Here is a 24821-nt window from a genome sequence, read left to right as displayed (position 1 = left end):
CCTCTCTCAATAGGGAATCACCGCTACGGATATGGTGACATTACCTGATTTCTTCTTCATCAACGTTAGATGTTCCGCTTTGCTGTACAATAAAGCAGCCGGCTCACTGACGCCGTATGCACCGGTAAATTTAAAGACCGTTTCAGAAGGGTTCTGAAGTTTAATGGAATTCAATTCAGCTGGTGTGTAATAAATAAACTCCCAGAAGTTTTTATTCACCACCTCGAGCAGTCCCACTTCGTCCTTTTTTAAATCAATTGTGCAAACCGCTTTAACACTTTTTTTTGAAAACCTTAATTCCTCAAGCGTTTCGTCGATTACTGCTTCGATTTCCGCTGCAGTGGTACCGCGGTTGCAGCCCACCCCAAGGACGATCACCTTTGGTCGATATAAAACACCATTATGTAAGATGTCCGTTTCGTCTTCTGATAAATTCCGATGGGTTACTACTAAGGCAGCATCTGGCTTTTGTGCCAGCGCTTCTTTGATCGATGAATAGGGCTGAATATTTTCTGGTAGCGGCCGTTCATATGGCCACCAGTCTTTTTCGCCTGACTCCTGAACCACGGCGATTTTTTCTTCGTTTACAACTGAAGCGCTAACGGGTGTCAGCTTATCAGCAGAGTCCCAAATCCAACCAAATCGTTTTCCGAACAAATCAACCGCAATCGTTTCCTGTACATCTGAAGCTGTCGTAATAATGGGACGGGCCTGTAGAGTGGCCGCCACTTCTTTTGTTAGTTCATTAGCACCGCCGATATGGCCTGATAGTACGCTGATCACATGTTCGCCCTTATCGTCGATAACGACAACCGCAGGATCTGTTTTTTTATCCTTTAAAATAGGGGCAATCATTCGTACCACGGCTCCAAGGGAAATAATGATAATCAGCCCTTTATAGGCCTCGAAAAGAGAGGGTAGAAGAAGACGAACGCTTCCGGTAAATAACTGGATATCCTTGTTCTTCTCATCTCCTCGTTCAAACTTCGCCATATAGTACACATCGGCATTTTGAAACGAATGTCCCAGCTTGCGGGCCAGTTCGACCCCATGCTTTGTAATGGCGACAACCGCATAGTCCCCCTTCTGCTTTATGACCGCCCTTTGCGCTTCTTGGAGCTCGATCATTACGATTCTACCCCCCTGCGGAATCCGTGTGTAAATGTTTTGTCATACAACTTGGAACGATAATCTTGTTCGTGGATGTTTTCATCTAGCGCCCATCCGGCTAAAATCATTGCCTGTTTACGAATCCCGTTTACCCGCATATCCTCATCCAAGTGTTCCAGAGTGGTCCGGACAATTTTTTGATCCGGCCACGACGCTTTATAAACAACCGCAACAGGAGTATCCTTGCTCCAGCCTGCCCCGGTCAATTCCTTTACAAGTTTCTTCGTTAACGTCGCACTTAAGAAAAGCGAAATCGTGCAATGATGTTTTGCTAAATCCGCCAGCTTTTCAAATTCTGGTACAGGTGTCCTACCCTCGGCTCTTGTCAGGATCACGGTTTGCGTTAAATCAGGAATCGTCAGTTCAGCTTGAGCGGCCGCGGCGGCAGCAAACACAGAGCTCACACCTGGAACAATCTCTATTTCGATACCTCTCTTCTTTAACAAAACGATTTGTTCCATAATCGCCCCATAGACAGCCGGATCGCCCGTGTGTACACGAACGACCTTTTTCCCTTGCAGGATTCTCTCGGCCATGACGTCAACCATTTCTTCTAAGTGCATCCCGGCGGTTTTCAATATTTCTGCAGAAGGTTTTGCTTTAGCAATTAAGTCTTCGTTTACAAGAGAATCCGCATATAGAATGACATCTGCCTCCTGAAGATGCTGCAGACCTTTTACCGTAATTAAATCAGGATCGCCCGGTCCTGCGCCAATGATATAAAGCTTCATTTTCTCACCACCATTAATGTTAAATATTCAAGCTCCGCTCCTTTTAGCTCATCTGCCCTCCAAATAATTTCTTCATTAGATGTTACCTTTGTGACGACAGAAGCCTTATCAAGCAAATCTAAATCACGTAATACTTCTAGCATTAAATTAATCACTTTTGCTACTTTAATAAAAATGACACAATCATTGTCTTGAATGACTTTTTTCATCGTTTCGTAGTCATCCCGTGCAGGAACAATCGCCACATGTTCATCCCCATCTGCCAATGGAATTCCAAGCCTAGAAGCCGCCCCATTAATGGATGAAATCCCCGGAACAACTTCAATCGGAACTTGCGGATACTTCTCCTGCATTAAACGCATCATATGAATAAACGTACTGTATAAAAGAGGGTCCCCTTCAGTTACAAAAGCGACATCCTTTCCCTCCTGCAGCTTCTCCCATACATTTTCAACGGTTTCCGTCCATTTTCTTTCTAATGTGGCTGGATCCTTTGTCATAGGAAAGACAAGTCCCAGCATTTCTTTTTCATTCGGCTGAAAATAAACATCAATGATTCGATGGGCATAACTTTTGCTTCCCTTTTGCTTCTTTGGATACGCAATCACTGGTGATTCCTTTAATTTACGAAACGCCTTCACGGTAATGAGCTCTGGATCCCCTGGGCCTACCCCAAGGCCGTATAATGTACCTAACATGTTTACTCCCCTTCCTTGCGCCAAGCTTCAATTATGTAAATCGGATTTAATGCATCAAATCTTGTCAGATTCAAAATGGGCTTACTTCTGGCTATTTGAGCAAGAGTAATGTTCGTATCATAGCCCCGCTCTTTAAACAAAAGCATCGCTTCTGAAAGATTTTCAATAGTAACAGCATTTAAGACAATACGCCCACACGCTTTCAAGCGGCTACAGCAAATATCCAAAATGTCTTCCATCCCGCCTGCAGTCCCGCCAATAAAAACCGCATCAGGATCGGGGAAGGTTTCTAATCCCTCTGGTGCTTTTCCATGGACGAGTGTTGCATCTACACGGAACTTGGCTAAATTTTGCTTACAGTTTTCTAGGTCACCCTCGTTCTTTTCGATAGCAAAAACTTGTCCTTCCCTGGCGCATTTCGCTGCCTCAATCGCAACAGAACCAGTGCATGTTCCAATATCCCAAACTGTGCTATCTTCTTTTAACCTTAGGGCACTTACGCTAAGTGTGCGAATTTCCTTTTTAGTAATTAAGCCCTTATCTGGTTTACGCTGTAAAAATTCCGAATCGTCAATGCCAATCGGCCAATGCGGGCTTACACCCTTTTTCTTAAGAATTACTACATTGAGCGGTGAAAACTCTTCATCCTTCATTTCAGCAAGAGTAAACCAGCGGCATCGTTCCTTGTCACTGCCAAGGTTCTCGCCCACAAATGCCTCATATTCAGTCATTCCAAAAGAAAGCAAATACTGAGCGATTTTATTTGGAGAATTTTCTGTGTCGGTTAAGATTGCGACTGTTTTTTTCCCATCGACTCGCTGTGCCAGACCTTTTATACTCCTGCCATGCACACTAGTAAAATAAGCATCCTGCCATCTTTCTTTCATTCTGGCAAAAGCAAGCTGGATTGAACTTAAATATGGATAAATAGCCAAATCGATTTTAGAAGATAAATAGCTTCCAATTCCATAAAACAACGGGTCTCCGGATGCTAGAATTACTACGTTTCTTGTCTCCGTTTGCAACTGTTCCACTAGAGAATTAAGTCCGCCTTCAATCGCCATTTTTTCTCCAGCGAATTCAGGAAAAAAAGAAAGCTGTCTCTTTCCTCCTATTAATAGTTCACTTTCATTAATCCACTTTTCGTACATCGGAAGCAGGCTGAGTTTCCCTTCGTCCCCAATGCCGATTATTTTAATTGATGTCACTCTTTCGCACCGCCTCTCCTAACAATTGTCCCTTCATGGTATATAGGGTCGTATCAATGTCCATCCCGCCATTGACTTCCTTTAACGCAGCGAGGCAGCAAAGGTCGCTAAGCATTTCGAAAAAGGATAGATGACCCTGTGCTGTCATCAAATCACCAACCTGTGATGCCGTATTAGCAGTTCGAATTTCCTCGACTAGGGTAGCATCAGCACCGGTACGGCTTGCCACCTCTGCTAAAAAATTAAAATCGATCGGGGCACTTTTCGAATGGACCATCATGATCCCCATTGCCACTTTTGAGAATTTCCCCATCATACCAACCATCGAAACTCTCTTTACCCCTTGCTTCTTACATTGTTTAAGGGTAAACCCAACAAAGTCACCCATTTCAATAAAAGCTTCCTCTGCCAGCTCGGGGAATTTTTTCATGGCATTTTTCTCGCTCCGCCCACCTGTTGTAATGACAACGTGCTCGCAGCCACCAGCTCGAGCAACACTAATAGCCTGGATGATACTGGCCTTATATGCGGCTGTGGAAAAAGGAACGACAATCCCGCGAGTTCCGAGAATAGAAATCCCACCAATGATTCCTAAACGTCCATTGAGTGTTTTTTTAGCAATTTCTTCACCGGCTGGTACGGAAATAACGATTTTAATGCCTCTTGTAATTCCGAATTCATTTAATACCCCTTGGGCCGTCTCTCGAATCATCTTAGCAGGAACAGGATTAATCGCTGCCTCTCCGACAGGAACGGGCAAGCCGTCCTTTGTGACGCGGCCAACCCCAATTCCCCCATCAAGCACGATGCCTGGTTCATCGAGCCATGACACAGTAGAAACAATCAAAGCCCCGTGGGTGGCATCTGGGTCATCTCCCGCATCTTTAATCGTACTAGCGGTAGCCGATTGGTCCGTTACATCACAACTTTCTATCTGGAAGGTTGCAAACCGCTTGACGGGCAAGTAAATCGTTGATTCTGTTTGTGGTTCACTCGTAATTAATGCCGTCAGCGCTGCTTTAGTGGTTGCTGTTGCACAGGCCCCAGTTGTATATCCTTCCCGCAGCTTTCCTTTTGGTACTTCCTGCATGGGTTATCCCCGTTCAGCCATAATGGAAATGGCATTTAATGCAGCAACCGTTACGGTACTGCCACCTTTCCTGCCTATATTGGTGATGAATGGGATATCGAGCTTAGCTAGTTCTTCTTTTGACTCTGCCGCAGAAACAAACCCAACAGGCAATCCAATGACAAGACCAGGTTTTGCTTCTCCCTCTTTAATCAGGCGGATAAGTTCGAGTAAGGCGGTTGGAGCATTCCCAATGGCAAAAATACCGCCATCTGCTTCTTTGATGGCCTTGCGCATCGAAATAATCGCCCTTGTTGTATTCAGCCTTTTGGCTTCCTGGATGACATCCGGATCAGAAATATAGACTTTAATTTCTCCTCCAAATTTTTGAATTCGTGCTTTATTTGCTCCGCTTTGAATCATTTGAACATCTGCAACTACCATTTTCCCGCTCCGAATCGCTTGAATACCGGACTGGATAGCGTCAGGATGGAAAAGGACACTTTGCCCAAGTTCAAAATCAGCAGATGCATGAATGATACGCTGAACAACTGGATACTGCTCCTCAGTAAAAGGGTGCTCCCCAATTTCTTCATTTATCATTTCAAAACTTCTGCCTTCAATCTGTTCCGGTTGGACGGTTAACGGTTTAAATTCGGTACGAAAATCCATTTCTCTCACTCCTGTATTAAAATGATTGTTTAGTTGTGACAATTGGTATGGAACCAATCTTTTTATGTAATTCTGCGATGACATCGATAAAATTAGCATAGACGGTGCCATAATTCAGTTTCGGGCGGCCAATTAGAATAACCTCAATCCCCAATTCCTTGGCGGCTTCCACCTTTTCATCGACAGATCCGACTTTCCCGCTCTCTTTAGTCACCATTAATGACACACCATATTGCTTATATAGAGCTTTGTCGAACTCTTTTGAAAATGGACCCTGGATCGCAATAATATTTTTCTGTGGCAGCCCTAGTTGCTCACATTTTTCCATATTATCCACACGAGGCAGCATTCTGGCGATTAAACGAATGTCCGGGTTTCCTAATAGCTTTTCTGTGAAAATTTGAAGCGTCTTGCTACCTGTCGTCAACATCACCACGCCTTTATTGGTCAAAGCAAGTTCGGCAGCTTTCTCATAGCTTTCGACGACTTTCATTTTGTCATATTGGAATTTTTGTGACTCCCGTTCATATCTAACATAGGGGATTCCCGCCGTTTCGGCCGCCTTGATTGCGTTTTTGGAAGCTTCTTCCGCAAACGGATGACTGGCATCGACAAGTGCTCGGATCCCTTTTGTGTTAATCAACTCCACCATGTCTACATCCGTTAATCTTCCTACTTGAACACAAATACCTGACTCCCTTAATTCAACTGCTGCATTTTCTGTGACAACTGAGGCCAGGAGATCGAACCCCTCCTTTTTTATTTCTAAAGCAAGGGCTCTTGCATCACTTGTTCCGGCTAACACGAAGATCATCCTCTATCTCCAGCCTTTAGTACTACATGTTCGTGATCATGGTGATTGTCATCGTCATGATGGTGATGTTCATGACCGTGATGATGATCGTGGTCATGATCATGGTGGTGGTGATGATCGATATGTTCCATGACATTAATACGGTATTGGCAAGTATCGCAGTTCATCTTCACCTCGTCACGTAAGGCTTCTTCCACACGACCGATTAAAATCGCCTGTAGTTTTGGATGATAACCAAAATAGTCAGCCAACTGAATTTCTACAGTTGAATATTGATTTTGAATAGGAAGCATCATATCTTCTAACCGTTTAATCAGGATGCCAGTGAATAAAAAGTAAGGCAGTATTACTACTTTTTTTGCTCCAAGCTTAATACAGCGCTCAATCCCTTCATTCACTAAAGGATTGGTCACCCCCATAAAAGCAGGTTCGACGATTTTATAGTTTGTTTTTTCCCATAGTAATCTAGCAATTTTATATAAATCACTATTCGCATCGGGATCACTTCCGCCCCGCCCTAACAAAAGGACAGCCGTATCTTCTTCAATGGATTCTAAATTCTCGCCAATTTCTATTAGTCTAGTTTTTAGAATTTCAAATGTTTCCTCATGAACACCAATTGGTCGGCCATAAGTAAATTGAACAAGCGGATATTTATTCTTTGCCTCATCAATAGCTGCTGGAATATGAATTTTGGAGTGTCCTGCCTGTAAGAGCATAATCGGAATCACGACAATATGGTCGGCTCCTTTCTCCACACAAAGATCGATGCCTTGATTCACTGTTGGTCGTTCAAATTCTAAAAAACTCGTCTCGACTAGAAAAGAACCTTCCCAAGTCTTTCTCATCTCACCGATGAACTCGCGAACCTGCTGATTTCCCTCTTGATCTTTACTTCCATGCCCCACAAATAAAATTGCTTTCAAAATATTTCCTCCCCTTTGTTTGTAAATTCCTTACCATTCAATTAACCGCTAGTCTTCTCACCTTTATTCCCCGCATACAGCAGCTTCGATTTGAAGATTTGGTGTGATATCCTGGTACACAAAACCTTGAACCTCTTTGACCCGTTTAAAAAATTTATAGAAACGTTCATTTGGATAAGCTTTTTGTTTGTACTCTTGAACAATCCCCTCTATGACCCCGACAATTATGTCTGGTGCGATTCCTTCAGCTACCATTTGGCCAGGATGAGCAGTTCGTCCAGCTGTCTTGGCTCCTATAAATAAATCAAACGCTCCCTTACGATAGACAATGCCAATATCTTCTTTTACGGCTCCATAACAGGCCATGCCGCAGCCATTCACACCAAGTTTCAATTCTTTTGGGAGTTCCATGCCGCCAAGCCTTTCTTGAAGCTCCTCGGCATAAGAGATGGAATCCTTTTTTTCTCCGTCACAAAAATCGCAAGCTTTTACGGTTAATACGTCGCCAACAGGAGCAATCAAAAAGTTGGCTGCCGTTAGTTTTTCAATAATCTCATCAGGATTAGAGGTTACAATTTGCAGCTTCATAAAATGGTCTTGTGTATATTCCATGACTCCTTCTTCCCCGACAATTTCGGAAAGAATGACCATCTGAACTGATGTAAATTTTTTATTGGCGACACCAGGGCTTACCGCTACCTCAAAAATAGATTGAAAGTCTTGCTTCACAATTGGATCTTGGGTTCGTCCATAGGTCTTCTCACCAAGGATCATTTCCAAGGCTTCCTCAGCCACCTCTCTTGACGACTCTTTCACTGAGGTGGGGTTGACTAGTTTCTTGTTTACGAGTGTTACATCTTCCATTTGCTCCAGTGCCCATGGTTCGGCTTCCTTTTGCAGACGCTGATGCGGTTTCAACGGCTGAATTGCCTGATTTAATGTGTACTTTCGCTGATAACCGCGTGGAGTAATCATCAAATTATCGTAGAAAAATGTTGAAGAGTTCCCAATTAAAACAGTGGTTAACATGCCAATTTCGTGTTCTAGCATCCCTTGTAAATTGGTTAAGACGATTTTTTGACTATCACGGTATGCACTCTTTACCAATCCTACAGGGGTGTCTGGCGAGCGATATTTTAATAGAATTTTTTGAGCTTCCACGATCTGCCGTGTTCTTCTCCCGCTTTTTGGATTGTATAGGGCAATCACAAAATCAGCTTGAGCGGCTGCTTCGATTCGTCTCTCAATCAAGCTCCAAGGTGTTAAATGGTCACTTAAACTGATCGTACAGGCATCATGCATGACCGGCGCACCTAGTAAAGCAGCACAGGAGTTGATGGCAGAAATGCCAGGGATTACCTCCACTTTTACTCCTGAGTCTTTTTTCCAGCCTTTTTCAATTAGGACTTCGTAAACAAGTCCTGCCATTCCATACACACCGGCATCACCGCTCGAAATGACAGCTACCGTGTATCCGAGCTCAGCTTGTTTTACAGCCTCCTGGGCACGGCTCACTTCTTCAGTCATTCCTGTGCTGATGATTTGTTTTCCAGCTATTAATCCCTTGATTAAATCAACGTAGGTTTTGTAGCCGATGATGATATCACTTTCTTGGATTGCTTCCTTTGCCCGTCTGGTAATATGTTTTTCATCACCAGGGCCAAAACCAATAACCAATAATTTACCTTTCACACTATTACGCCACCTTCCACAATTTCAAACTAGAATCCAATTACTATCCACTGTTAAATCTTCTCTTTTACCGCTTTTTGTACTCCTTCGATGCATTCCGTCCCTTCTGGATGTATGAACCCATCTTCGGAATATTGATAGATTGAATGCTCTTGAAGGCATTGACCTTCCGCCAGATGACGTTTAACAATCGTAGCTCCTACTTCTGGGGTTACGTTTTTATACCAAGTCCCTGACGGGTAGACGATGGCAACAGGAGCATCCTTGCATCTTCCATTACATCTCGTTCTTGTTGTATGTATGATTGAATCTAAGCTTAAATTGGTGATTTCATTCCGGATCGCTTGTGTTGCTTCCTCCCCACCCTTTCTCATACAGCTGCTACCGTTACAAATCAAAACATGGTGTTTCGTCCCTTGTAAATTCCAAGTAGTCATATCACACACTCCTTTTATTTTTTCAAAAAAAAGCACCCCTATGGACATAGGGATGCAGAATTAAATACACACAAAAAATAGCAATGTAAGTTCAGCACTTCTACCTATGTTCCCGTAGGTTGATTAAAGCTATTAGGTATAGGCAGGTCTCCTGACTTAGGTTCATCATTCTATTGCGTCTTCCCGAATTACTTCAGTGACATCTGCAAAGAACTCCCCTTACAGTGGCGGGTACCGTGACGGATTTAAACCGTACTTCCCTTTTAAGCACTAATTTTCAAAGTGCACCAATCCTAATTTATTCAATTTTTAAAAAGACTTGTTTCTTCTAGTGACATACTTTAAGGATTTAAAATGATTAGAATCATATAAACGAAAAAATCCGTTCAACATAAGTTGAACGGATAAAACGTCAGCACAAAAAAAGTTAATAAACAATCTTTTTTGTCCAAACGTTTCATCTTCTCAACCCCCGAAGAAATCGAAACTTAAAAGCTAAGACAGGTCTCCTGACTTGTGTATCTTCCTACTTTAGACCCTTCCCGTAACGTCCATATAAACGTTTTTAGTGGTTTGTCTATTTCGTCCACACTTACAGTTGCGGGGACAGTTCTGGTATTGCACCAGATTCCCAATTAAGCCCTAAGGCATCTTAACTAATTGTTAACAAATTAATATTTAATTTATTAGATATTAATATACTAGTCTATCAGTTTTAATATTTCAAGAGTCTATTAAACTACTTTTTGAAAACGCTACCCTTCATTAACTTCATAAATGTAATATAGAAATAGCAGAAATTTAATATGACAATTCTATTTTGGGTGGCCATGGCAACTAAATTTGTTGCAATTTTTCAAGAAATATTCCATTTACTAAACGGGCGAAACCTTGTCTCAAATTGATTAAGCTCGCTTTTGTGTGATGACAAGACGATCAATTTATTAAATACTGCACTAATTGTATTGGTAAGTATAATAAAATAAAATTCTTAAAATAATATTATTTTTCCAATTAATATTATAAATTACCTCTAAAATTCGTTTTAAAAGCCTGTTTATAACTCTCAATTTCATGATAAACTATTAAACCTATATTACCGGAATTTAAGCATTTAAACGGGATCAACACAAGAACATTAGCTTCTACAAATCTTTGTAGATCCAAATGAAAGAATGGAAAGACAGCTATAATCAATCAATTTAGCTCTTCGTTGTATTTTTATTATTTTTAATGCCCTTTGTGTTTACTTTAAAATTTAATTATTAAATAGATTGGGTTAATGGGTCAACCCAATAATCTATTTAAATTATATTATGTATTTCTTTTTGATAATTAGAAAAAGCTAACTGATAAACTATTAAATGACAATCTCTAATTTTCTTTAATTCTTAATAGATTGCTGATTTAGTTCATCAAAATATTCTTTATACCTTCTATGAACAGTTGCCCTACTAACTTCATAACCTAAACCTCGTAATGTAGCTGCTATTTCATGAAAAGTTAGTTTCTTATTTCTCAGATTTATTATTTCTTCAACCGGCAATTCTTTTTTTTCCCTACCTCCTAAATGATTATTTGATATATTCTTATGAGGTTGAAAACCATTCTCGACAGCTCTACGCATCCCCCTGCTTATTTTATAATTAGCAATTCTTCGTTGAAACTCTTCAACTGTACTTAGTATTTCCAAGACCATTAAGTCTGCATCTGATAAAGATATCTCCCCATGATCTTGTATTGTATAAACTTTTATTGCCATTTTGCGTAATTCATGGATAAGTGCAATTTTCGAATGTCCCCTTCCTAATCGGGTATCATCTTGTATAAGTAAGATCTCAGCTTGCTTATCCTTAAATATTGCTAAAGCTTCAATAATTCCTTCACGTTCTATATCAAAGCCACTATGTCTTTCTTCAATTATCTTAATCACATCAAGTTTATTACTATTTGCTAATTTTTCTAGTTCTTCCCTTTGTCTTTTTAATGAAGTATCTTGTGTATTTTTTTCTGTACTAACTCGGCAATAAATAACTGCTTTCATTTTATCTACTCCTCTTAAAACACCACTACAACGTTATTCTTATTGTATTTAATAGATTTTCTACAAATAGTTAAGTTTTCTATCCGCACGATTCTCTTCATCCTATGAATTATTCGTAAATATCCTAGACAGTAATTTAAATATCTAATACCATTTGGGTACTCTTCCCTTAATTGAAACTGACTGTTTTACTTCTTACCCACTAACCTGTTCGCCTATTGTTTCTAGAATACACATTCCCATCTGTTCATCTAATTCGGATCGTTCTATTTAATGATATTTCTTTTGAATCCATTGCTGTGCTTACTCTCGCATAAATAATTTCAATCATAAACTGTTCCCCCCTTACGAACAGGAAAACTACTTTAACAAAAAATAGAACTAACGTTTGTATATCATATCCTATCATGATATAATGAAAAAAATAAAGAGGAACGTATTATCTACTTTATAGGCAAGGGGGAAATTCGAATGAACAAACTATCGAAAAGGCAAGCAGAAATTTTAGCTTATATTAAAGATGAAGTAAAAATTAAAGGTTATCCACCTTCAGTTCGAGAGATTGCTGAGGCAGTTGGTTTAGCTTCAAGTTCTACAGTACATGGTCATTTAGAGAGACTTGAACAAAAAGGTTATATTCGAAGAGACCCAACGAAACCGCGTGCAATCGAGATTCTTGGCGATACAGCTACGGTTGTGAATGAAGTACAAGCATCTTACAGTGAAATCTATAACGATATTATTAACATTCCTGTAATTGGTAAAGTAACTGCAGGTATTCCAATTACTGCAGTCGAAAACGTAGAAGAATATTTCCCTTTACCGACATCTGTCGCTCCATCTAACGAACAAGTTTTTATGTTACGAGTAGAAGGAGATAGCATGATCAATGCTGGTATTTTAAATGGCGATCTTGTAATCGTTAAAAAACAGTTCACTGCTGAAAATGGAGAAATTGTTGTTGCCATGACTGAGGATAGTGAAGCTACTGTAAAGCGCTTTTATAAAGAAAGCGATCATTTTAGACTTCAACCTGAAAATGATGCCCTGTTTCCTATTTTATTAAAACAAGTATCAATTTTAGGAAAAGTAATCGGAGTTTATCGTACATATCATTAAACCTTTTAAAAGCAATGACATATTTATGTGATTGCTTTTTGTTTTTTTTAAGTATATTCATAACAAAATAAATGAAACTGACATATTATAAAGGGAGTTTTTTTAGTGAGTAAATTTGAGTGGAGAAAAAGTTTAAAAGAAATCTATTTACCGAAAAGTAAGCCTAATAAAATTAAAATACCACCATTTAAATACATAACGATTGAAGGCAAAGGCAATCCAAATAATGAACTATTTAAACAAAATGTCGAATCACTTTATTCGTTAGCATATGCCATAAAAATGTTGCCCAAAAAAGGCATTATTCCAGAAGGGTACTTTGATTACACAGTCTTCCCTCTTGAAGGTGTCTGGGATTTAGATGAAGAAGGTCGAAAACTAGATTATTTAAATAAAGATCATCTACTATATAAATTAATGATTAGACAACCCGACTTTATTACAGAAGATTTAACATACATCATTTTAGATCAACTTAAACAAAAAAAGAAAAATCCACTGTTAGCAAATATAAAACTAGAATCGATTACTGAAGGCTTATGTGTTCAAACCATGCACATCGGGAGTTATGATGACGAACCAAGAACTTTTAAATTAATGGAAGAGTTCTGTATGGAGAATAAACTACAAAGAGTTCAAAAAACACACAAAGAAATCTATATTTCTGATGCGAGAAAAACACAACCTGATAAATTGAGAACTGTTTTAAGATTCCAAGTCAAAGAATGAACCAAAATAAAAGAGCTTGGAAATCCCAAGCTCTAACACACTATTTGTTACCTAGAACATATGATTTTAAAATGAATTCCCCTTATCATTCACTATAACTTTCAAAACTCTTCTCCAAATCATCTCTAAACGCAATTGCTAAATAATTATCGATTATATTTCTAGTAATAGGTGATTGAAATACTTGACTCTTATATGCCCCACCATCATATTCAATTATATCAATCTTATTTTCAACCTGTTCATTTTGCACCTCATCAAAATATTTAATACTAACCACTACTCCCGCATCATCAATCGTAATTATTAACTCTCTTTGATTTAATAAGACCTCAATAACATTATCTTTATCAATCATAATTTCAAATTCACCATTCGAAACTTCAATTTCCTTTTTTAAAGACTCCCTTAAATCAACAAAATAGGATTCGAACTTCTCACACATCTTACTGTATGCCATATTTTCTGTAACAGTTTCTTTATATATAGCTTTTGTTTTTAAGATGAATTCCCTTTTAAAATCCATATTTCCACTCCTTGTAGTGATATAATTGGAGCATTTATATATTATTACTATTCATCATGCATGGAAAAATAGAATAACAGGAAGAATGTATTTAAAATTTTTTTATACTGATTAGCCCTAAAGTAACAAATTAATCAATCCATTGGACTTTTTACACACTTTTTCGTAATGATTGTGAATAATAGTAAATATTTAAATTTAACTATTAACATATGATTATTTCGAATTAAGTTAGAGAAACTGTTGAAATTAAATTTATATAGTATTTTAGATGGGTATTTAGACGTGGCTAATGATAATTGGGGTAATAAAAATATTTTTATTCTTCTTCAAAAAATAAATGACCAAAAATATCGTTTAATCTATTAATTTAACATAAATAATTTCAGGATCTCCTTCATCCAAATGATCGATAAATCCACTTTCAATATATCCTAGCGATTGAAATACTTTTTGCATTAGAATATTTGATTTGTTAGTAGAAGAAAATAATTTCTTTTCTGAAAAAACTTCAACAAATTTCATGAGATTTTTTGCTATACCAAGCCTCCTCGTGTTTGGCGAAACAATTATTAAATCAATAAATAAATGACCAAAGAAATAGTTATGATAAATCATAAAACCTACAATCCTTTTATTCATTTCACAAACAATACATCGATTTTCTTCAATTGATCGTTTAATTTGATTTTCCCTAATTCGACTTTCAATAATTTGAGAATCCAAATTTACAATTGATTCACAATCATTCATTACCGCATTTCTAATTTCCACTTTCTTTCGTTCTCCTTTTCTTAAATCATTATTGTTAACTTTTCTATAAAATCCTTTCAAACCCTCTAATGTAGCTGGTTTAAATTAAAAAACCTGTATTTAAAATCATACAGGTCATTTTATAAATGATTCTATAACTTATAGATCTGTTGGATTGAAAAGTTTCCCCCATGTATTTACCCCAACAATTCCATCAACTACTAAATCATTTTTTCTTTGAAATTCTTTCACTGCATTTTCGGTTAGAATCCCGAATATGCCATCGACTTTAACACCTAATTTTTCTTGGATTTTCTTTACTTGTACTCCCCTTGAACCTTTTTTTAAGATTCCTTTATAAGGATATAACTCTTGAATAATCCTTTTATATAACCCATTTTTAATATTTGCATTATTAACCGAGATAAGCACATCTGCATAATTTGGATCTGCTGCCCATCCTGCCGCAGCGATCGCTTGAAATTGTTCATTAGCAGTTTTGTATGTTTTAACTTTACTGTACCTTGGATTATTTAAAATAAAATCAACATAGCCCTGAATTGGATCATTATATTTTATATAATAACCACCTTCGTTTTTAGGTCTAGCTGTTCCTCTACTACTAAGCGGTAAACCTGGATACCAAGTTTGACCTGCTATATTATTATTTCTCTTAAAATTTTTAGACGTAAAATGTGCTGTTTCTACTTGCCATTGCGTATAAATTACTTCGGTTAACCAGCCAATCTTTTTTGAAACTTCTTGAGCATATTGAAAATATTTAATTGTATTAGACACTATAGACTAATCCTCTCCTTAAAATGCTTGTCCTATAGAATATTCATATGCTCCAATCTTGGTACTAAGGAAATAGTAGAAAAGTAATAGAAAATTTCTATACTAAATTCATTTTTCTATACTCCCCTTGTATTTAACATCTATTAAACTTTCTTCATACTATGGTGTTAAAAACTGGAGCTGATAAAATGACTAATTGGATCTACATTTCTACATCAAACCGCCAGCTAAAACTTTTCGATGGCAACAATTTGCTTAAAACTTATCCAATCGGAGTAGGAAAAATGCTTACTCCTACACCTACAGGAACCTATACAATTATTAATAAACATCCAAATCCTGGTGGACCTTTTGGAGTACTATGGATGGGACTTTCAGCTCCACACTACGGAATTCATGGAACTGATAATCCTGCAACAATTGGTCAATTTGTTTCACATGGTTGTATTCGAATGTACAATAAAGATGTACTTGAATTATCTTCGAAGGTTTCAATTGGTACGGGTGTCGTTATTCACCAATAAATGTAAAAACCCACAAAATGGATTTTCATAGAATAATACTTCTGTGTTAATTTAAATTACATTTTTAAAAAAGCTGCTTTATAGATTGAAGATTAGCACTAAGATATTTAAAAACCCTTACTCTACTGTAAGGGTTTTTAGAGTGTTGAAATATAGAATGGCCAATTGTGAAAATGTACTTTTAGTACGAGAAACCTCAATAAAATAATACTTTTAGCAAGTTCTTTGATTTCATCATTTATAGAAATTTTTGCCTTTTTTATAAAAATATAAGAATCACATTTCACTGAAGATGCTAGGACATTGGACTAAAATCTTTCCAGATTGTTACTGATATTAGTTCATAAGTTATATCATTACTAAACCAAGTTTCATTCCATTCGACTTGACTTCTTTCAAACCTCGTGCGTTCTTCATATTCTTTTCTACTTCTATATTTAATAAATAAATTAATGTAATAATATTGCTCATCTTCTCTTTGAATAAGCTTTATTCCAATATTCTAGGGCTCTGAATGAAATTTTGGGTGCGCTGATTTTTTTAATCTTAATTGTTCGTTTGGTCTTCATTAATATTAAGAAAAAAGGAATGATATAGTACAAAACATATTTTTCAATTTTTAAGAGGATTAGTTAGAATGATCCCTAATTAAATCATCTGGTTGTTCTTCACATTATTGGAAATCATTTAGTCGTTCATGTTTTCATAAAAGACAATTCTATTACCAAATGGATCTCCAACTCGGACCTCTCGTGTTTTCCAAAGAGTTTCTTCGATGCCAGGTCGAGCATATTTATATTTCTTTGAAAGAAGCTTTGAATGAAGTAAGTCTAAATCTTCTACCTCAATTCCAATAGCTCCACCTGGACTACAATCTCCATGGTGCTCTAGAAAGATGAATTATACAGTTGTATAAAGGAAATTCATCTTCAAATCGGTGCTCCAAATCAATCTCAAATTCTAAAAATGTTATGTAAATTCTTTTGCCTTCTCTTCATCAAGCATACGTAAAATAGGTACTGGACTTTTCATCGAACTATTCGATGTGCTCATTTCTTTTTCTCTCATTTTCTTTTAAAACTACTACCTATAAATTCATTTAGCTTAATTCATCAATAATTGCGTGAATTACTTTCATACTCTCAATGTCCTTTGGTCGAAGCTTACGTCCTGTACCTTTTTCATATATCTTTTTTTCCTCCAGTAACTGGTATGGGTTTAATACATTAATTGATATACCTTTAAAATTATATTTTTGAATTGGCAAAGCATCTTTTCTCCATTCCCAGTCTGGAAAACCATTCGCTATGATTTTACCTTCTTCTGATATTCTAACAAATACAAAACTCACATCGACCTCATCTTTTATAAAATCCGTTTGAAGTATACTGATCGGTATTTTCTTAAAACCAGCATTGACCATTGCTTGTTCTAACTCTTCCCGATATTGAATGAAAGTGACTAAATCAATATCCGAGTGTTCGCGAGTAATTTTTCCAAGCAGAAAATCAATTGCCCACCCTCCACGTAGCCATAGCTGAAATTTTAAATTTAAACAAATTGAGTTTATTTCATTGAGGATCATTAATTGTTTCTCTACTAAAATGGCTTTATTGTTTGCCAAATGAACCACACCTTTTACTTATAATGTTAAGTTTCTATCACAAACATTTTGGGCCATCTATTATTTATTTAATTGAAGTCGCTTCTAAAGACCCAAGTTAGATAAAATTACCATTACAATTACAGTAAATACAAAAGCTAGTATCACAGTTTTAAACCTACTCTTCTTCCTTACATTTTCAACATAATAAAAATCATCATTTCCCATCAGGGCTCCTAAAACTAGATAGACTAAAAGTGATACTGGCAAAAATACGAATACCAATCTTACAAAAATTGATGGGATTAATAAAGCTTCTGCAATTCCTCCACATACACCTAAGAATACATAATCTGTATTTGATTTATATAACTTATTTCTATTCATATTATCTTCCTTCTTTTTGTTCATGAGTCTATTGACCCATATTCCCCTAATCCTTCATATAAACTTCTAGCTAGAAAATAAAGCTTTAACATTCTCCTAATGAAGTAAAGCTCCTTTTTTATAAAGCAAATCTGGAATAAAAAAAAAGTGATCAGCAATTTGCTATTCATACTACTTTTACCTTTTAATTTTAATGGAATTTTTATTAAATAATTGAGCAAAAAATCACATTTACTTGTTGAATTTAGTTTCTTTTCAATTTTTTTGGTTATTTTCTTCATAATCACAGAAAATAGTAGAGCATAGTAATTAATAAAAAAGGAGATTTACCGATGAAGCTTTGGATTACTTCTATTTTCTCTATATTTGTAGCGCTATCTACTACCTGCTCTTCAGTATTTGCTGAGCCTAATCATAAGCTTGCGATAGTAATTGATGATTTTGGTAATAACATGAAAGGAACGGACCAAATGCTTTCACTACCAATCCCATTAACAGTTGCAGTGATGCCTTTTTTACCTTCTACTAAAAAGGATGCAACTGTCGCTCATTCTAAAGGTTATGAGGTAATCGTTCATTTACCAATGGAACCAAGGAAAGGGAAAGCAAGTTGGTTAGGTCCAAATGCGATTAAGACCAATTTAAGTGATGACGAAATTCGAAGAAGAGTTCTAGCCGCTATTGATGACGTCCCATACGCAATAGGAATAAATAATCATATGGGCTCAAAAGCAACTTCCGATGAGAGAGTAATGCGCATTGTCTTAACTGCTTGTAAAGAAAGGGGCCTATTTTTTTTAGATAGTAAAACAAATTATCGAAGCGTAGTTACTAAAATTGCAGATGAGATAGGCGTGCCGGTCATTGAAAACAAGTTATTTTTTGATGATGTATACACCTATAAACATATAGAAAAGCAAACTCGATTACTATTAGAAAAAGTAAAAGTCGAACCAACAATGATTGCGATTGGACATGTAGGAGAACCGGGCGAAATTACCTCCAATGTAATAAAGGAATACATACCTAAAATTAAGGAAGAAGCTAAATTTGTATTTTTATCAGAATTAGTAGAAAACCTTCCAATCCCATTACATTAAGAACTTGCTAAAATGTTCAAAAAATATAGGAAGCGCTATTTTGCGATTCCTATATTTTTCGAACTGTATTCGGTAAAATAATCTTCAACTTCATTTATATTATTAACGACCAATATTTTTTCATTATAATCTTTAAACTTTTTAAAAAATGTAGGTTTCCCCACCTCTTCAAAATACTTATTCCATTTAAACATTTTGAAGAATATTTTAAGTGTCGGTTTATAATTTGACTTCTCTAATTTAAGTCTTTGTAAGAAATATCTTTTAATGATTCGGTAGGTTCTTACAGAATAGCTGGTGTTTAAAAAAATAATTAACTCTGCATCTTGAAAACTATTACGTACCCATTCTTCATGATGAACACCTTCCATAATCCATGTATCCGAACGAATGAGTGTATCTAAATAGCATTCTCTTTCTTGTTCGGAACGCCTGATATCTTTATGATCCTTTTTCCTTTTCCATACAACATTATCTAACTCATAATACGGTATGTTTAGCTTTTTGGATATCTGCTTTGCTAGTGTTGTCTTACCACTTCCCACTGATCCAATGATATGTATTTTCCTAGGTAGGCTAAATTTCATTTAAATCACAACCTATCTTAAAAACATTGTTTTTATTATTATTCGATTTCTTAATTAAAATGACTTTGTTACTTTTAAAATCTTTCTGAATAAAAAAATAGAACTGATCTAGTCAGTTCCTACTAAGATTAAATCCCCATGCTAGTTAATGAAATAAGTAAAATTATTTACGCCAAAATGTCGTCAATTCAGCTTTATCTTGAATATTGAACTCAATCATTTTCTCAAGTAATTGATAATTAACTGGTACTTTCCAAGGAATACGAAACAAACCTTTTGTAGCACTATATCCAGCCTTTGCAATTTCATCAGTAAATTGAACAATACCTTTTTCTTCAGGTGATATGCTCATATGTTGCTTCGCGGTCGAAATACCAATGATGAATGTCCCATGATTAGAAAACATCGGCGTATTCCACTTAATTTGTGGCTCTAGGCTAGGAAATTTATTCGAGATCCAATCCAATATTTCAGCAGTCCGCTCCCGGTGGTCTGGATGATCAATGCCTGCTAAATATTCTGCAAAAACTTCCATGTCAATCCCTCCTCAATCAAAAATTAGGTAGATATGTAAGACTTTCATCTAAACTATATACATTTAAATCGAAACAGTCAAAGTCGCTTCAAAGTATTTTCATTCGAAACTATGTTCCCATTAAAAAGTCATATTATCATTCATTGAAAAAAATGTAATAATACCTAAAACTAAAATGATAATCAAAATTGACTGTATGCATATACCAACAATACTGCAAACCCTTCCGGAAATTGCTAAACCTTTCCCTTTTTCATTCGTGTGATTAATTTCGGCAATACTTTTTCGAGAAATAAATAGACCTATTATACCAAGTATAAAGCCAATATAAGGAATGATGATCGATAAAACGCCTAAAGTTAATGAAGAGATCGATTTACTATTTGTTGTTTCCACTACTAATTCCCCCATGAAAGTATAATTACAATTTTATATATAATTCTATTATAATAGTACACTAACAACTCTTATTTGTAATTTGGGTTAATTTCAGCATTTTATTTTAAAAAGTAAGAACCATTTAAAGAGTTCACAATAAAAAAAGGATTAAAATAATTTCCAACCTAATGGGCTTACAGAAATTAGTATTTTGAATGTTAACTTTTTTTATTTTCTAGTATTTTTGTGATTAAATTATGTACTCCTTTTTAAAAATTATTTCTATATTCGGAAACAGACAAAGTACCACTATTTTCTACTAATTCCCTTTTGCTTAAGAATCTTAAAAGGGATAATAAATGTTAGATCCAAAATTGATATATTTCCCAAAGTGACAACTAGTAAGCCATATCTTTTAGATTAAAGGATTAGTAAAAAGAGCATTGATCTATTTCAATACTCTTTTTTGTACAATTTTAGTGTAAATTTGCTGCTAATTTTGCTGCTATTTAACTTTCATTTAATTGTTTTACTAATATCTTTTTTTATTCCTTTACATAATGAAGCATAGCAAGTTGACCTAATTTTTCTACTTTCGTTAAAGTGTATTTTTGGGTAATGTCATCACCAGTGTAAAGATTGATTCCTTTTCCTAAAACGATCGGAGCGATCGCTAGTTGAAATTCATCAATCAAATTTTCTTTAAAAAATTCTCGTGCTAAGTTACCTCCACCAACTAACCATATATCTTTACCAGGTTGTTGTTTTAAATCATGTATAAAAGTTTTAATATCTTCATTTAGAAAAGTAGCATATTCATCTGATCCGGTTGTAGATTTTGAAAACACATAGTTTTTATATGTACTATATGGATACTCCATATCAAATCCACGAACGACGTCATATGTTGTTTTTCCCATCACAACAGTGTCAATTCTTTCTAAAAGTCTATTATAGCCAGAGTCTCCTTCTACTTCTGTTGTTTCTAACCATTCTAATGTACCATCATCGTTTGCTATATAACCATCTATAGAAGTAGCAATGTATAATATAATTTTACGTTGTTTTTCCATATTAAATCTCCTATTTTTTTTGAAGTTTGTTCTTGCCCATTACATAATCATAAATCTAGTATAATTGAATGTAACAATAATATACTCTTAGAAATAAAGCGAATAAAAATGCCTTAATATACAAAAAAAATGACAATAGTAAATTAATCGAGACTCTCAGAACAATAAAAAAAAACAGTTCAGTAGGAAGGTACGGTTTCCCACTGTTATAAATTTTAAATTATGAATTTCTGTACTTAGCAAACATTATTTCGTCATGATATTTATCTAAATCCGGTAATTTTAACTCTTCAGCAATTTTCAGTTCAGCCTCTCTATCATATTCCACCCTTACAAATTGGATTGAATTTGTTGAATAAGAACCATCAAGAATCGCATATGACGCAGAAGTTAAATCAAGGGAATTTCCGACACTTCCTACATTGCATAAAATTCCGTTTTTAAAAGTTTCCAAAAAGGTAGTATGTATATCTCCATAAAAGATGATATCAGGAGTTTTATCGTCTTTAATTGAATTTGTCATCTCACTATTGTCAAACATACTTAACCGTTTTTCAATTGGATGGAAAGGTAAAACTCTCTCAAATTCACTCCTAGGTGAAGCGTGAAAGAACCTGATTAATTGTTTATTTAATTCAATGTCAATATGAAATGGTAATGAAGCTAGAAATTGATAGTCTTTATCTGTTAATCGGTCTCTAAACCATTGTATAAAATCATTTTCTGCAGGTGATTGAATAAATACATCCCAATTACCTCGAACTACTTTTTCACAATTTTTTTGAACGAGCTCTATACACTCAGAGCCTTGAGGCCCTTTACCAATTAGATCACCTAAGCAAAAAATCCTCTCAATTTCTCTAGAGCGAATGTCTTTTAAAACTGCTTCTAACGCAGTTTTATTTCCGTGGATATCTGAAATAATTGCTATTTTTGTCATGATGCTTCCTCCTGTTCCCAAACATTTGCATTTTACATGATAGACCAATCTAACTATGCCTTATAAATTAGCAAATATTTATTGTATTGAAATTTTTAAAAAACTTCTTTGTTACCCATTAAACTATTCAATTTAAAAGAATATTAATCCTTCCTTATTATGTTACCATAAAAGAAAAAAGGAGCTATATTTAGCCCCATTTTGATTCACATTCCAAACTATTTTTTACAAGGTGAAATAGTATAGCTTTTATTAATATGTATTTAGTACCAATTTTACTAGGGTATATTTCAGTCTTTTTTGAATGATCACCACTCCTACCTAGTTATTACATCAATTTTTAGGAATCATTTCTATTTATCTCTAAAAATAATCTAAGTAATGATCAAAGTAGTTGGAATGATACTGTTCCATTTTGGTGGTGTCGGGATCGAGTAAAAAAATGGCTGTCCTTAATCAGTTAAATGGAAAACCGTTTATTTTTTTAAAAAATTCTTCAACAAATTAATATCTTTCTGTTAAAAATTTAAACTAAAACTTTAGCTTCATTATCATTTTTTGAATTTCCTTTTAATTCGTGATAAAAATGTGCCTCACTTGCATTCATATAGGGAAACAACCATAAAAACCCAATCCCAACCGTTAAAATGGATAAAATAATCCAACCAATAAAAGAAATGTCTAAACAAAATAAATTCCACTTATATCCATCCATCATTCTTCTACTCTTTGTAATGGCATCATTTGGAGTCAAATTCGGTTCTTCAATAAATATGTATGGGGCCATTCTATATGAATATGATTTTATAATGCCAGGAACAATCAAAAGCAATGTCCAAAGCGTAGAATATAAATAAGTTAAGAAATTTAGTAAAAAAGCATTTAAATAAAGGTTCAAGTTTGTAAAATAATAAAATATTGTTTGTAAGGAATAAGGTTGCTCAACTTCCTTTGTCGCAAATGTAAACAGCCGTGTACTCCCAATCGTAATGATTGCTGAAATAAATAGACTATAAATTAACGTTACATAGTCATCCCAACTAATTACAAAGGATATGTATTTCGTCAATTCATTTTTAATGGGATTTGGGAAGTATACTGAAAGTCTATTTTCAACTAATGAAGTTAATAAAAGTACTATGATCGTATATCCAATAAATTTTTTCCAATTTCCTCTCAAGGTACCTCGTGCTCTTGAGCGTATTTCTTCTAAGTACATGAAAACACCTCCTAACTAATTATGAATATAAAATTCTACATTTTTCTACAAATTCCTTTTTTAAGTTTGTCAACTTTTTTACAATTAATTTATCCACTCAAAAAACATTCCATAATCAATGGAATGTTTCTTGAAATCACCACTTGTTGTCTATTCAATCCAGAATTGTTTGCTCACGTTAAGTGGTGGATTTACTCATCGTTGTTATCTACATCATTTTTTATAAAGCAACCAATTATCTCCATATATTTTTTATCGTTTTAACAGATTTATTAGTCCCTGCATGTTTTAATCCGTAAATATCCTCTATTGTATGTAAAAGATTAAAATGGTTTAAATGATCGTTAAATTGTCCCTTTTTTACCATGGGTCCGACAAAAAAGGTGGGAATTTTATTATTATGTGAAGAGTCATCTTCGTCCCACGTTACAATTAACAAACTATTATTCGTTTTTGCCCATTTGACATAAGCACTAATATGTTTTTTTAACCACTGATCTCCTTGCTTAATTGTTCCATCGTGCATGTCATTTTGGAGATTAGGGATTATAAAAGAAACAGTTGGCAGCTTACTAAAATTTGTTGGGAATTTTTCAAGTGGTTGATTTGCTTTTTTTGAGACATTTGTAAAATTGACCCATGGATTGTGTTTGCGTGCATAATCTTTGTTGGATTCTCCATTAAAACCAATTGAAGGCAAATCTTCAGAATAACCGGCAAATGTTAGTTTTTTTTCATTAAGCTCACTTGCTAAATTATCTGTTGAGAATTTTGTTTCTGGTAAAGAATCGTCAGTGACACCTTGATTTGATCCAGAGAACAAGTCTAAATAATTCGGCTGGCTAGGATGTTCAATTGCATGATAGTTAATTAAGTTGGCACCTTGGTTCATTAGTGAATTAATATAAGGTGCAGAATGATTCCCAATAATTTGCTGTTTCGCATGATTCTCCTCAATGACGATTACAATATGATCAATTTTTGGAATATCCGATTCTGTTTGCGATTTAAAAAGTATACAAGCAATTAATACAAAGCAGATTAAAATTAGTACTATAACCCTTTTTCTCAACATAACACTACCTTTAT

General features: G+C 35.3%; 27 protein-coding genes, 1 pseudogene and 2 riboswitches. Of the genes and pseudogenes, 4 read left to right on the top strand and 24 right to left on the bottom strand.

What is annotated here, in order from left to right; translation table 11 throughout:
- Positions 1–6 precede the first annotated feature (6 nt).
- The 11 genes from RAH41_RS01840 to RAH41_RS01790 all read right to left on the bottom strand — a co-directional run bounded on the left by RAH41_RS01840 (position 7) and on the right by RAH41_RS01790 (position 11461).
- Positions 7–1128: a cobalt-precorrin 5A hydrolase gene (locus RAH41_RS01840; RefSeq protein ID WP_331220199.1), complete on the bottom strand. Its 1122-nt coding sequence runs from the start codon at positions 1126–1128 to the stop codon at positions 7–9.
- Complete coding sequence (cobM, locus tag RAH41_RS01835; RefSeq protein WP_331220197.1) at positions 1128–1901, bottom strand: precorrin-4 C(11)-methyltransferase; 774 nt, start codon at positions 1899–1901, stop codon at positions 1128–1130. The genes RAH41_RS01840 and cobM overlap by 1 nt, the downstream gene beginning before the upstream one ends.
- Complete coding sequence (gene cobI, locus RAH41_RS01830; protein WP_331220195.1) at positions 1898–2599, bottom strand: precorrin-2 C(20)-methyltransferase; 702 nt, start codon at positions 2597–2599, stop codon at positions 1898–1900. The genes cobM and cobI overlap by 4 nt, the downstream gene beginning before the upstream one ends.
- Positions 2600–2601: 2 nt before the next feature.
- Complete coding sequence (gene cbiE / locus RAH41_RS01825) at positions 2602–3807, bottom strand: precorrin-6y C5,15-methyltransferase (decarboxylating) subunit CbiE (RefSeq protein ID WP_331220194.1); 1206 nt, start codon at positions 3805–3807, stop codon at positions 2602–2604.
- On the bottom strand, positions 3794–4897 hold the full coding sequence (locus RAH41_RS01820) for a cobalt-precorrin-5B (C(1))-methyltransferase (RefSeq protein ID WP_331220193.1): 1104 nt from the start codon (positions 4895–4897) through the stop codon (positions 3794–3796). The genes cbiE and RAH41_RS01820 overlap by 14 nt, the downstream gene beginning before the upstream one ends.
- A gap of 3 nt (positions 4898–4900) precedes the next feature.
- The gene (locus RAH41_RS01815) at positions 4901–5548 is read right to left on the bottom strand and encodes a precorrin-8X methylmutase (protein ID WP_331220191.1); all 648 of its coding nucleotides are present in this window, start codon (positions 5546–5548) and stop codon (positions 4901–4903) included.
- Between the two features lie 16 nt (positions 5549–5564).
- Positions 5565–6362 carry a precorrin-6A reductase gene (gene cobK, locus RAH41_RS01810; protein ID WP_331220190.1) on the bottom strand — a complete coding sequence of 266 codons (798 nt, stop codon included), beginning with the start codon at positions 6360–6362 and terminating at the stop codon, positions 5565–5567.
- Positions 6359–7288, bottom strand: a complete 930-nt coding sequence (locus RAH41_RS01805; RefSeq protein ID WP_331220189.1) for a sirohydrochlorin chelatase — start codon at positions 7286–7288, stop codon at positions 6359–6361. Before RAH41_RS01805 ends, cobK begins: the two co-directional genes overlap by 4 nt.
- Positions 7289–7351: 63 nt before the next feature.
- Positions 7352–8980 carry a precorrin-3B C(17)-methyltransferase gene (gene cobJ, locus RAH41_RS01800; protein ID WP_331220187.1) on the bottom strand — a complete coding sequence of 543 codons (1629 nt, stop codon included), beginning with the start codon at positions 8978–8980 and terminating at the stop codon, positions 7352–7354.
- Positions 8981–9033: 53 nt separating this feature from the next.
- Positions 9034–9417, bottom strand: a complete 384-nt coding sequence (locus RAH41_RS01795; protein ID WP_331220424.1) for a (2Fe-2S) ferredoxin domain-containing protein — start codon at positions 9415–9417, stop codon at positions 9034–9036.
- 123 nt (positions 9418–9540) lie between these two features.
- Positions 9541–9724: riboswitch (cobalamin riboswitch) on the bottom strand.
- A gap of 174 nt (positions 9725–9898) precedes the next feature.
- Positions 9899–10087: riboswitch (cobalamin riboswitch) on the bottom strand.
- A gap of 714 nt (positions 10088–10801) precedes the next feature.
- A complete protein-coding gene (locus RAH41_RS01790; RefSeq protein ID WP_331220186.1) occupies positions 10802–11461 on the bottom strand; it encodes a YneB family resolvase-like protein in 660 nt (219 codons plus the stop codon).
- A gap of 471 nt (positions 11462–11932) precedes the next feature.
- Between RAH41_RS01790 and lexA the strand changes: the two genes are divergently transcribed.
- Together lexA and RAH41_RS01780 are read left to right on the top strand one after the other, a co-directional pair.
- Positions 11933–12580, top strand: a complete 648-nt coding sequence (lexA, locus tag RAH41_RS01785) for a transcriptional repressor LexA (protein WP_098232921.1) — start codon at positions 11933–11935, stop codon at positions 12578–12580.
- A 105-nt stretch (positions 12581–12685) separates the two neighbouring features.
- Positions 12686–13309 carry a GyrI-like domain-containing protein gene (locus RAH41_RS01780; RefSeq protein WP_331220183.1) on the top strand — a complete coding sequence of 208 codons (624 nt, stop codon included), beginning with the start codon at positions 12686–12688 and terminating at the stop codon, positions 13307–13309.
- An 85-nt stretch (positions 13310–13394) separates the two neighbouring features.
- Here the strand turns inward: RAH41_RS01780 and RAH41_RS01775 are convergent, their stop codons facing one another.
- The 3 genes from RAH41_RS01775 to RAH41_RS01765 form a co-directional block, all read right to left on the bottom strand.
- Positions 13395–13835, bottom strand: a complete 441-nt coding sequence (locus RAH41_RS01775) for a hypothetical protein (protein WP_331220181.1) — start codon at positions 13833–13835, stop codon at positions 13395–13397.
- 357 nt (positions 13836–14192) lie between these two features.
- Positions 14193–14609 (bottom strand): GNAT family N-acetyltransferase, encoded by a 417-nt coding sequence (locus RAH41_RS01770; protein WP_331220180.1) that lies wholly within the window; start codon positions 14607–14609, stop codon positions 14193–14195.
- A 138-nt stretch (positions 14610–14747) separates the two neighbouring features.
- Entirely contained in the window at positions 14748–15386 is a 639-nt protein-coding gene (locus tag RAH41_RS01765; protein ID WP_331220178.1) for a glucosaminidase domain-containing protein, read from the bottom strand.
- Between the two features lie 188 nt (positions 15387–15574).
- On the opposite strand from RAH41_RS01765, the gene RAH41_RS01760 reads away from it, so the two are divergent.
- Positions 15575–15910, top strand: coding sequence for a L,D-transpeptidase (locus RAH41_RS01760; RefSeq protein WP_331220176.1), 336 nt, complete (start codon positions 15575–15577; stop codon positions 15908–15910).
- Between the two features lie 687 nt (positions 15911–16597).
- Here the strand turns inward: RAH41_RS01760 and RAH41_RS01755 are convergent.
- The 3 genes and pseudogenes from RAH41_RS01755 to RAH41_RS01745 form a co-directional block, all read right to left on the bottom strand.
- A pseudogene (locus RAH41_RS01755) lies at positions 16598–16963 on the bottom strand (glyoxalase superfamily protein).
- 46 nt (positions 16964–17009) lie between these two features.
- Positions 17010–17534 carry a nucleotidyltransferase domain-containing protein gene (locus RAH41_RS01750; protein ID WP_419471548.1) on the bottom strand — a complete coding sequence of 175 codons (525 nt, stop codon included), beginning with the start codon at positions 17532–17534 and terminating at the stop codon, positions 17010–17012.
- Positions 17535–17618: 84 nt separating this feature from the next.
- Positions 17619–17900 (bottom strand): PspC domain-containing protein, encoded by a 282-nt coding sequence (locus RAH41_RS01745; RefSeq protein ID WP_331220173.1) that lies wholly within the window; start codon positions 17898–17900, stop codon positions 17619–17621.
- A gap of 332 nt (positions 17901–18232) precedes the next feature.
- Between RAH41_RS01745 and RAH41_RS01740 the strand changes: the two genes are divergently transcribed.
- Positions 18233–19000: a divergent polysaccharide deacetylase family protein gene (locus RAH41_RS01740; protein WP_419471547.1), complete on the top strand. Its 768-nt coding sequence runs from the start codon at positions 18233–18235 to the stop codon at positions 18998–19000.
- A 35-nt stretch (positions 19001–19035) separates the two neighbouring features.
- On the opposite strand, the gene RAH41_RS01735 is transcribed toward RAH41_RS01740, so the two are convergent.
- The 7 genes from RAH41_RS01735 to RAH41_RS01705 form a co-directional block, all read right to left on the bottom strand.
- Positions 19036–19587, bottom strand: coding sequence for an AAA family ATPase (locus tag RAH41_RS01735; protein ID WP_331220172.1), 552 nt, complete (start codon positions 19585–19587; stop codon positions 19036–19038).
- A gap of 163 nt (positions 19588–19750) precedes the next feature.
- Positions 19751–20122 carry an iron chaperone gene (locus RAH41_RS01730; protein ID WP_331220171.1) on the bottom strand — a complete coding sequence of 124 codons (372 nt, stop codon included), beginning with the start codon at positions 20120–20122 and terminating at the stop codon, positions 19751–19753.
- A 120-nt stretch (positions 20123–20242) separates the two neighbouring features.
- A complete protein-coding gene (locus tag RAH41_RS01725; RefSeq protein WP_331220170.1) occupies positions 20243–20518 on the bottom strand; it encodes a DUF4190 domain-containing protein in 276 nt (91 codons plus the stop codon).
- A 527-nt stretch (positions 20519–21045) separates the two neighbouring features.
- Positions 21046–21573 carry a dihydrofolate reductase family protein gene (locus tag RAH41_RS01720; RefSeq protein ID WP_331220168.1) on the bottom strand — a complete coding sequence of 176 codons (528 nt, stop codon included), beginning with the start codon at positions 21571–21573 and terminating at the stop codon, positions 21046–21048.
- Between the two features lie 220 nt (positions 21574–21793).
- Positions 21794–22513, bottom strand: a complete 720-nt coding sequence (locus RAH41_RS01715) for a metallophosphoesterase family protein (RefSeq protein WP_331220167.1) — start codon at positions 22511–22513, stop codon at positions 21794–21796.
- Between the two features lie 526 nt (positions 22514–23039).
- Positions 23040–23732: a DUF975 family protein gene (locus RAH41_RS01710; protein WP_331220166.1), complete on the bottom strand. Its 693-nt coding sequence runs from the start codon at positions 23730–23732 to the stop codon at positions 23040–23042.
- Between the two features lie 235 nt (positions 23733–23967).
- Positions 23968–24807 carry an alkaline phosphatase family protein gene (locus RAH41_RS01705; RefSeq protein ID WP_331220163.1) on the bottom strand — a complete coding sequence of 280 codons (840 nt, stop codon included), beginning with the start codon at positions 24805–24807 and terminating at the stop codon, positions 23968–23970.
- Positions 24808–24821 lie beyond the last annotated feature (14 nt).

This window comes from Gottfriedia acidiceleris (genome assembly GCF_036421055.1).
Taxonomy (GTDB): Bacteria; Bacillota; Bacilli; order Bacillales; family Bacillaceae_G; genus Gottfriedia; species Gottfriedia acidiceleris_C.
This window is presented reverse-complemented; position numbering and strand designations above follow the sequence as displayed.

What these genes read in the sequence shown, in the direction of transcription:
- RAH41_RS01760 (WP_331220176.1), top strand. Translation starts at nt 15,575, where the DNA reads ATGACTAATTGGATCTACATTTCTACATCAAACCGCCAGCTAAAACTT.
- RAH41_RS01720 (WP_331220168.1), bottom strand. Translation starts at nt 21,573, where the DNA reads ATGGAAAAACAACGTAAAATTATATTATACATTGCTACTTCTATAGAT.
- RAH41_RS01730 (WP_331220171.1), bottom strand. Translation starts at nt 20,122, where the DNA reads ATGGAAGTTTTTGCAGAATATTTAGCAGGCATTGATCATCCAGACCAC.
- cobI (WP_331220195.1), bottom strand. Translation starts at nt 2,599, where the DNA reads ATGTTAGGTACATTATACGGCCTTGGGGTAGGCCCAGGGGATCCAGAG.
- RAH41_RS01775 (WP_331220181.1), bottom strand. Translation starts at nt 13,835, where the DNA reads ATGGATTTTAAAAGGGAATTCATCTTAAAAACAAAAGCTATATATAAA.
- cobK (WP_331220190.1), bottom strand. Translation starts at nt 6,362, where the DNA reads ATGATCTTCGTGTTAGCCGGAACAAGTGATGCAAGAGCCCTTGCTTTA.
- RAH41_RS01815 (WP_331220191.1), bottom strand. Translation starts at nt 5,548, where the DNA reads ATGGATTTTCGTACCGAATTTAAACCGTTAACCGTCCAACCGGAACAG.
- RAH41_RS01735 (WP_331220172.1), bottom strand. Translation starts at nt 19,587, where the DNA reads ATGAAATTTAGCCTACCTAGGAAAATACATATCATTGGATCAGTGGGA.
- RAH41_RS01795 (WP_331220424.1), bottom strand. Translation starts at nt 9,417, where the DNA reads ATGACTACTTGGAATTTACAAGGGACGAAACACCATGTTTTGATTTGT.
- RAH41_RS01745 (WP_331220173.1), bottom strand. Translation starts at nt 17,900, where the DNA reads ATGAATAGAAATAAGTTATATAAATCAAATACAGATTATGTATTCTTA.
- cobM (WP_331220197.1), bottom strand. Translation starts at nt 1,901, where the DNA reads ATGAAGCTTTATATCATTGGCGCAGGACCGGGCGATCCTGATTTAATT.
- RAH41_RS01715 (WP_331220167.1), bottom strand. Translation starts at nt 22,513, where the DNA reads ATGACAAAAATAGCAATTATTTCAGATATCCACGGAAATAAAACTGCG.
- lexA (WP_098232921.1), top strand. Translation starts at nt 11,933, where the DNA reads ATGAACAAACTATCGAAAAGGCAAGCAGAAATTTTAGCTTATATTAAA.
- RAH41_RS01740 (WP_419471547.1), top strand. Translation starts at nt 18,233, where the DNA reads ATGAAGCTTTGGATTACTTCTATTTTCTCTATATTTGTAGCGCTATCT.
- RAH41_RS01790 (WP_331220186.1), bottom strand. Translation starts at nt 11,461, where the DNA reads ATGAAAGCAGTTATTTATTGCCGAGTTAGTACAGAAAAAAATACACAA.
- RAH41_RS01705 (WP_331220163.1), bottom strand. Translation starts at nt 24,807, where the DNA reads ATGTTGAGAAAAAGGGTTATAGTACTAATTTTAATCTGCTTTGTATTA.
- RAH41_RS01840 (WP_331220199.1), bottom strand. Translation starts at nt 1,128, where the DNA reads ATGATCGAGCTCCAAGAAGCGCAAAGGGCGGTCATAAAGCAGAAGGGG.
- RAH41_RS01710 (WP_331220166.1), bottom strand. Translation starts at nt 23,732, where the DNA reads ATGTACTTAGAAGAAATACGCTCAAGAGCACGAGGTACCTTGAGAGGA.
- RAH41_RS01820 (WP_331220193.1), bottom strand. Translation starts at nt 4,897, where the DNA reads ATGCAGGAAGTACCAAAAGGAAAGCTGCGGGAAGGATATACAACTGGG.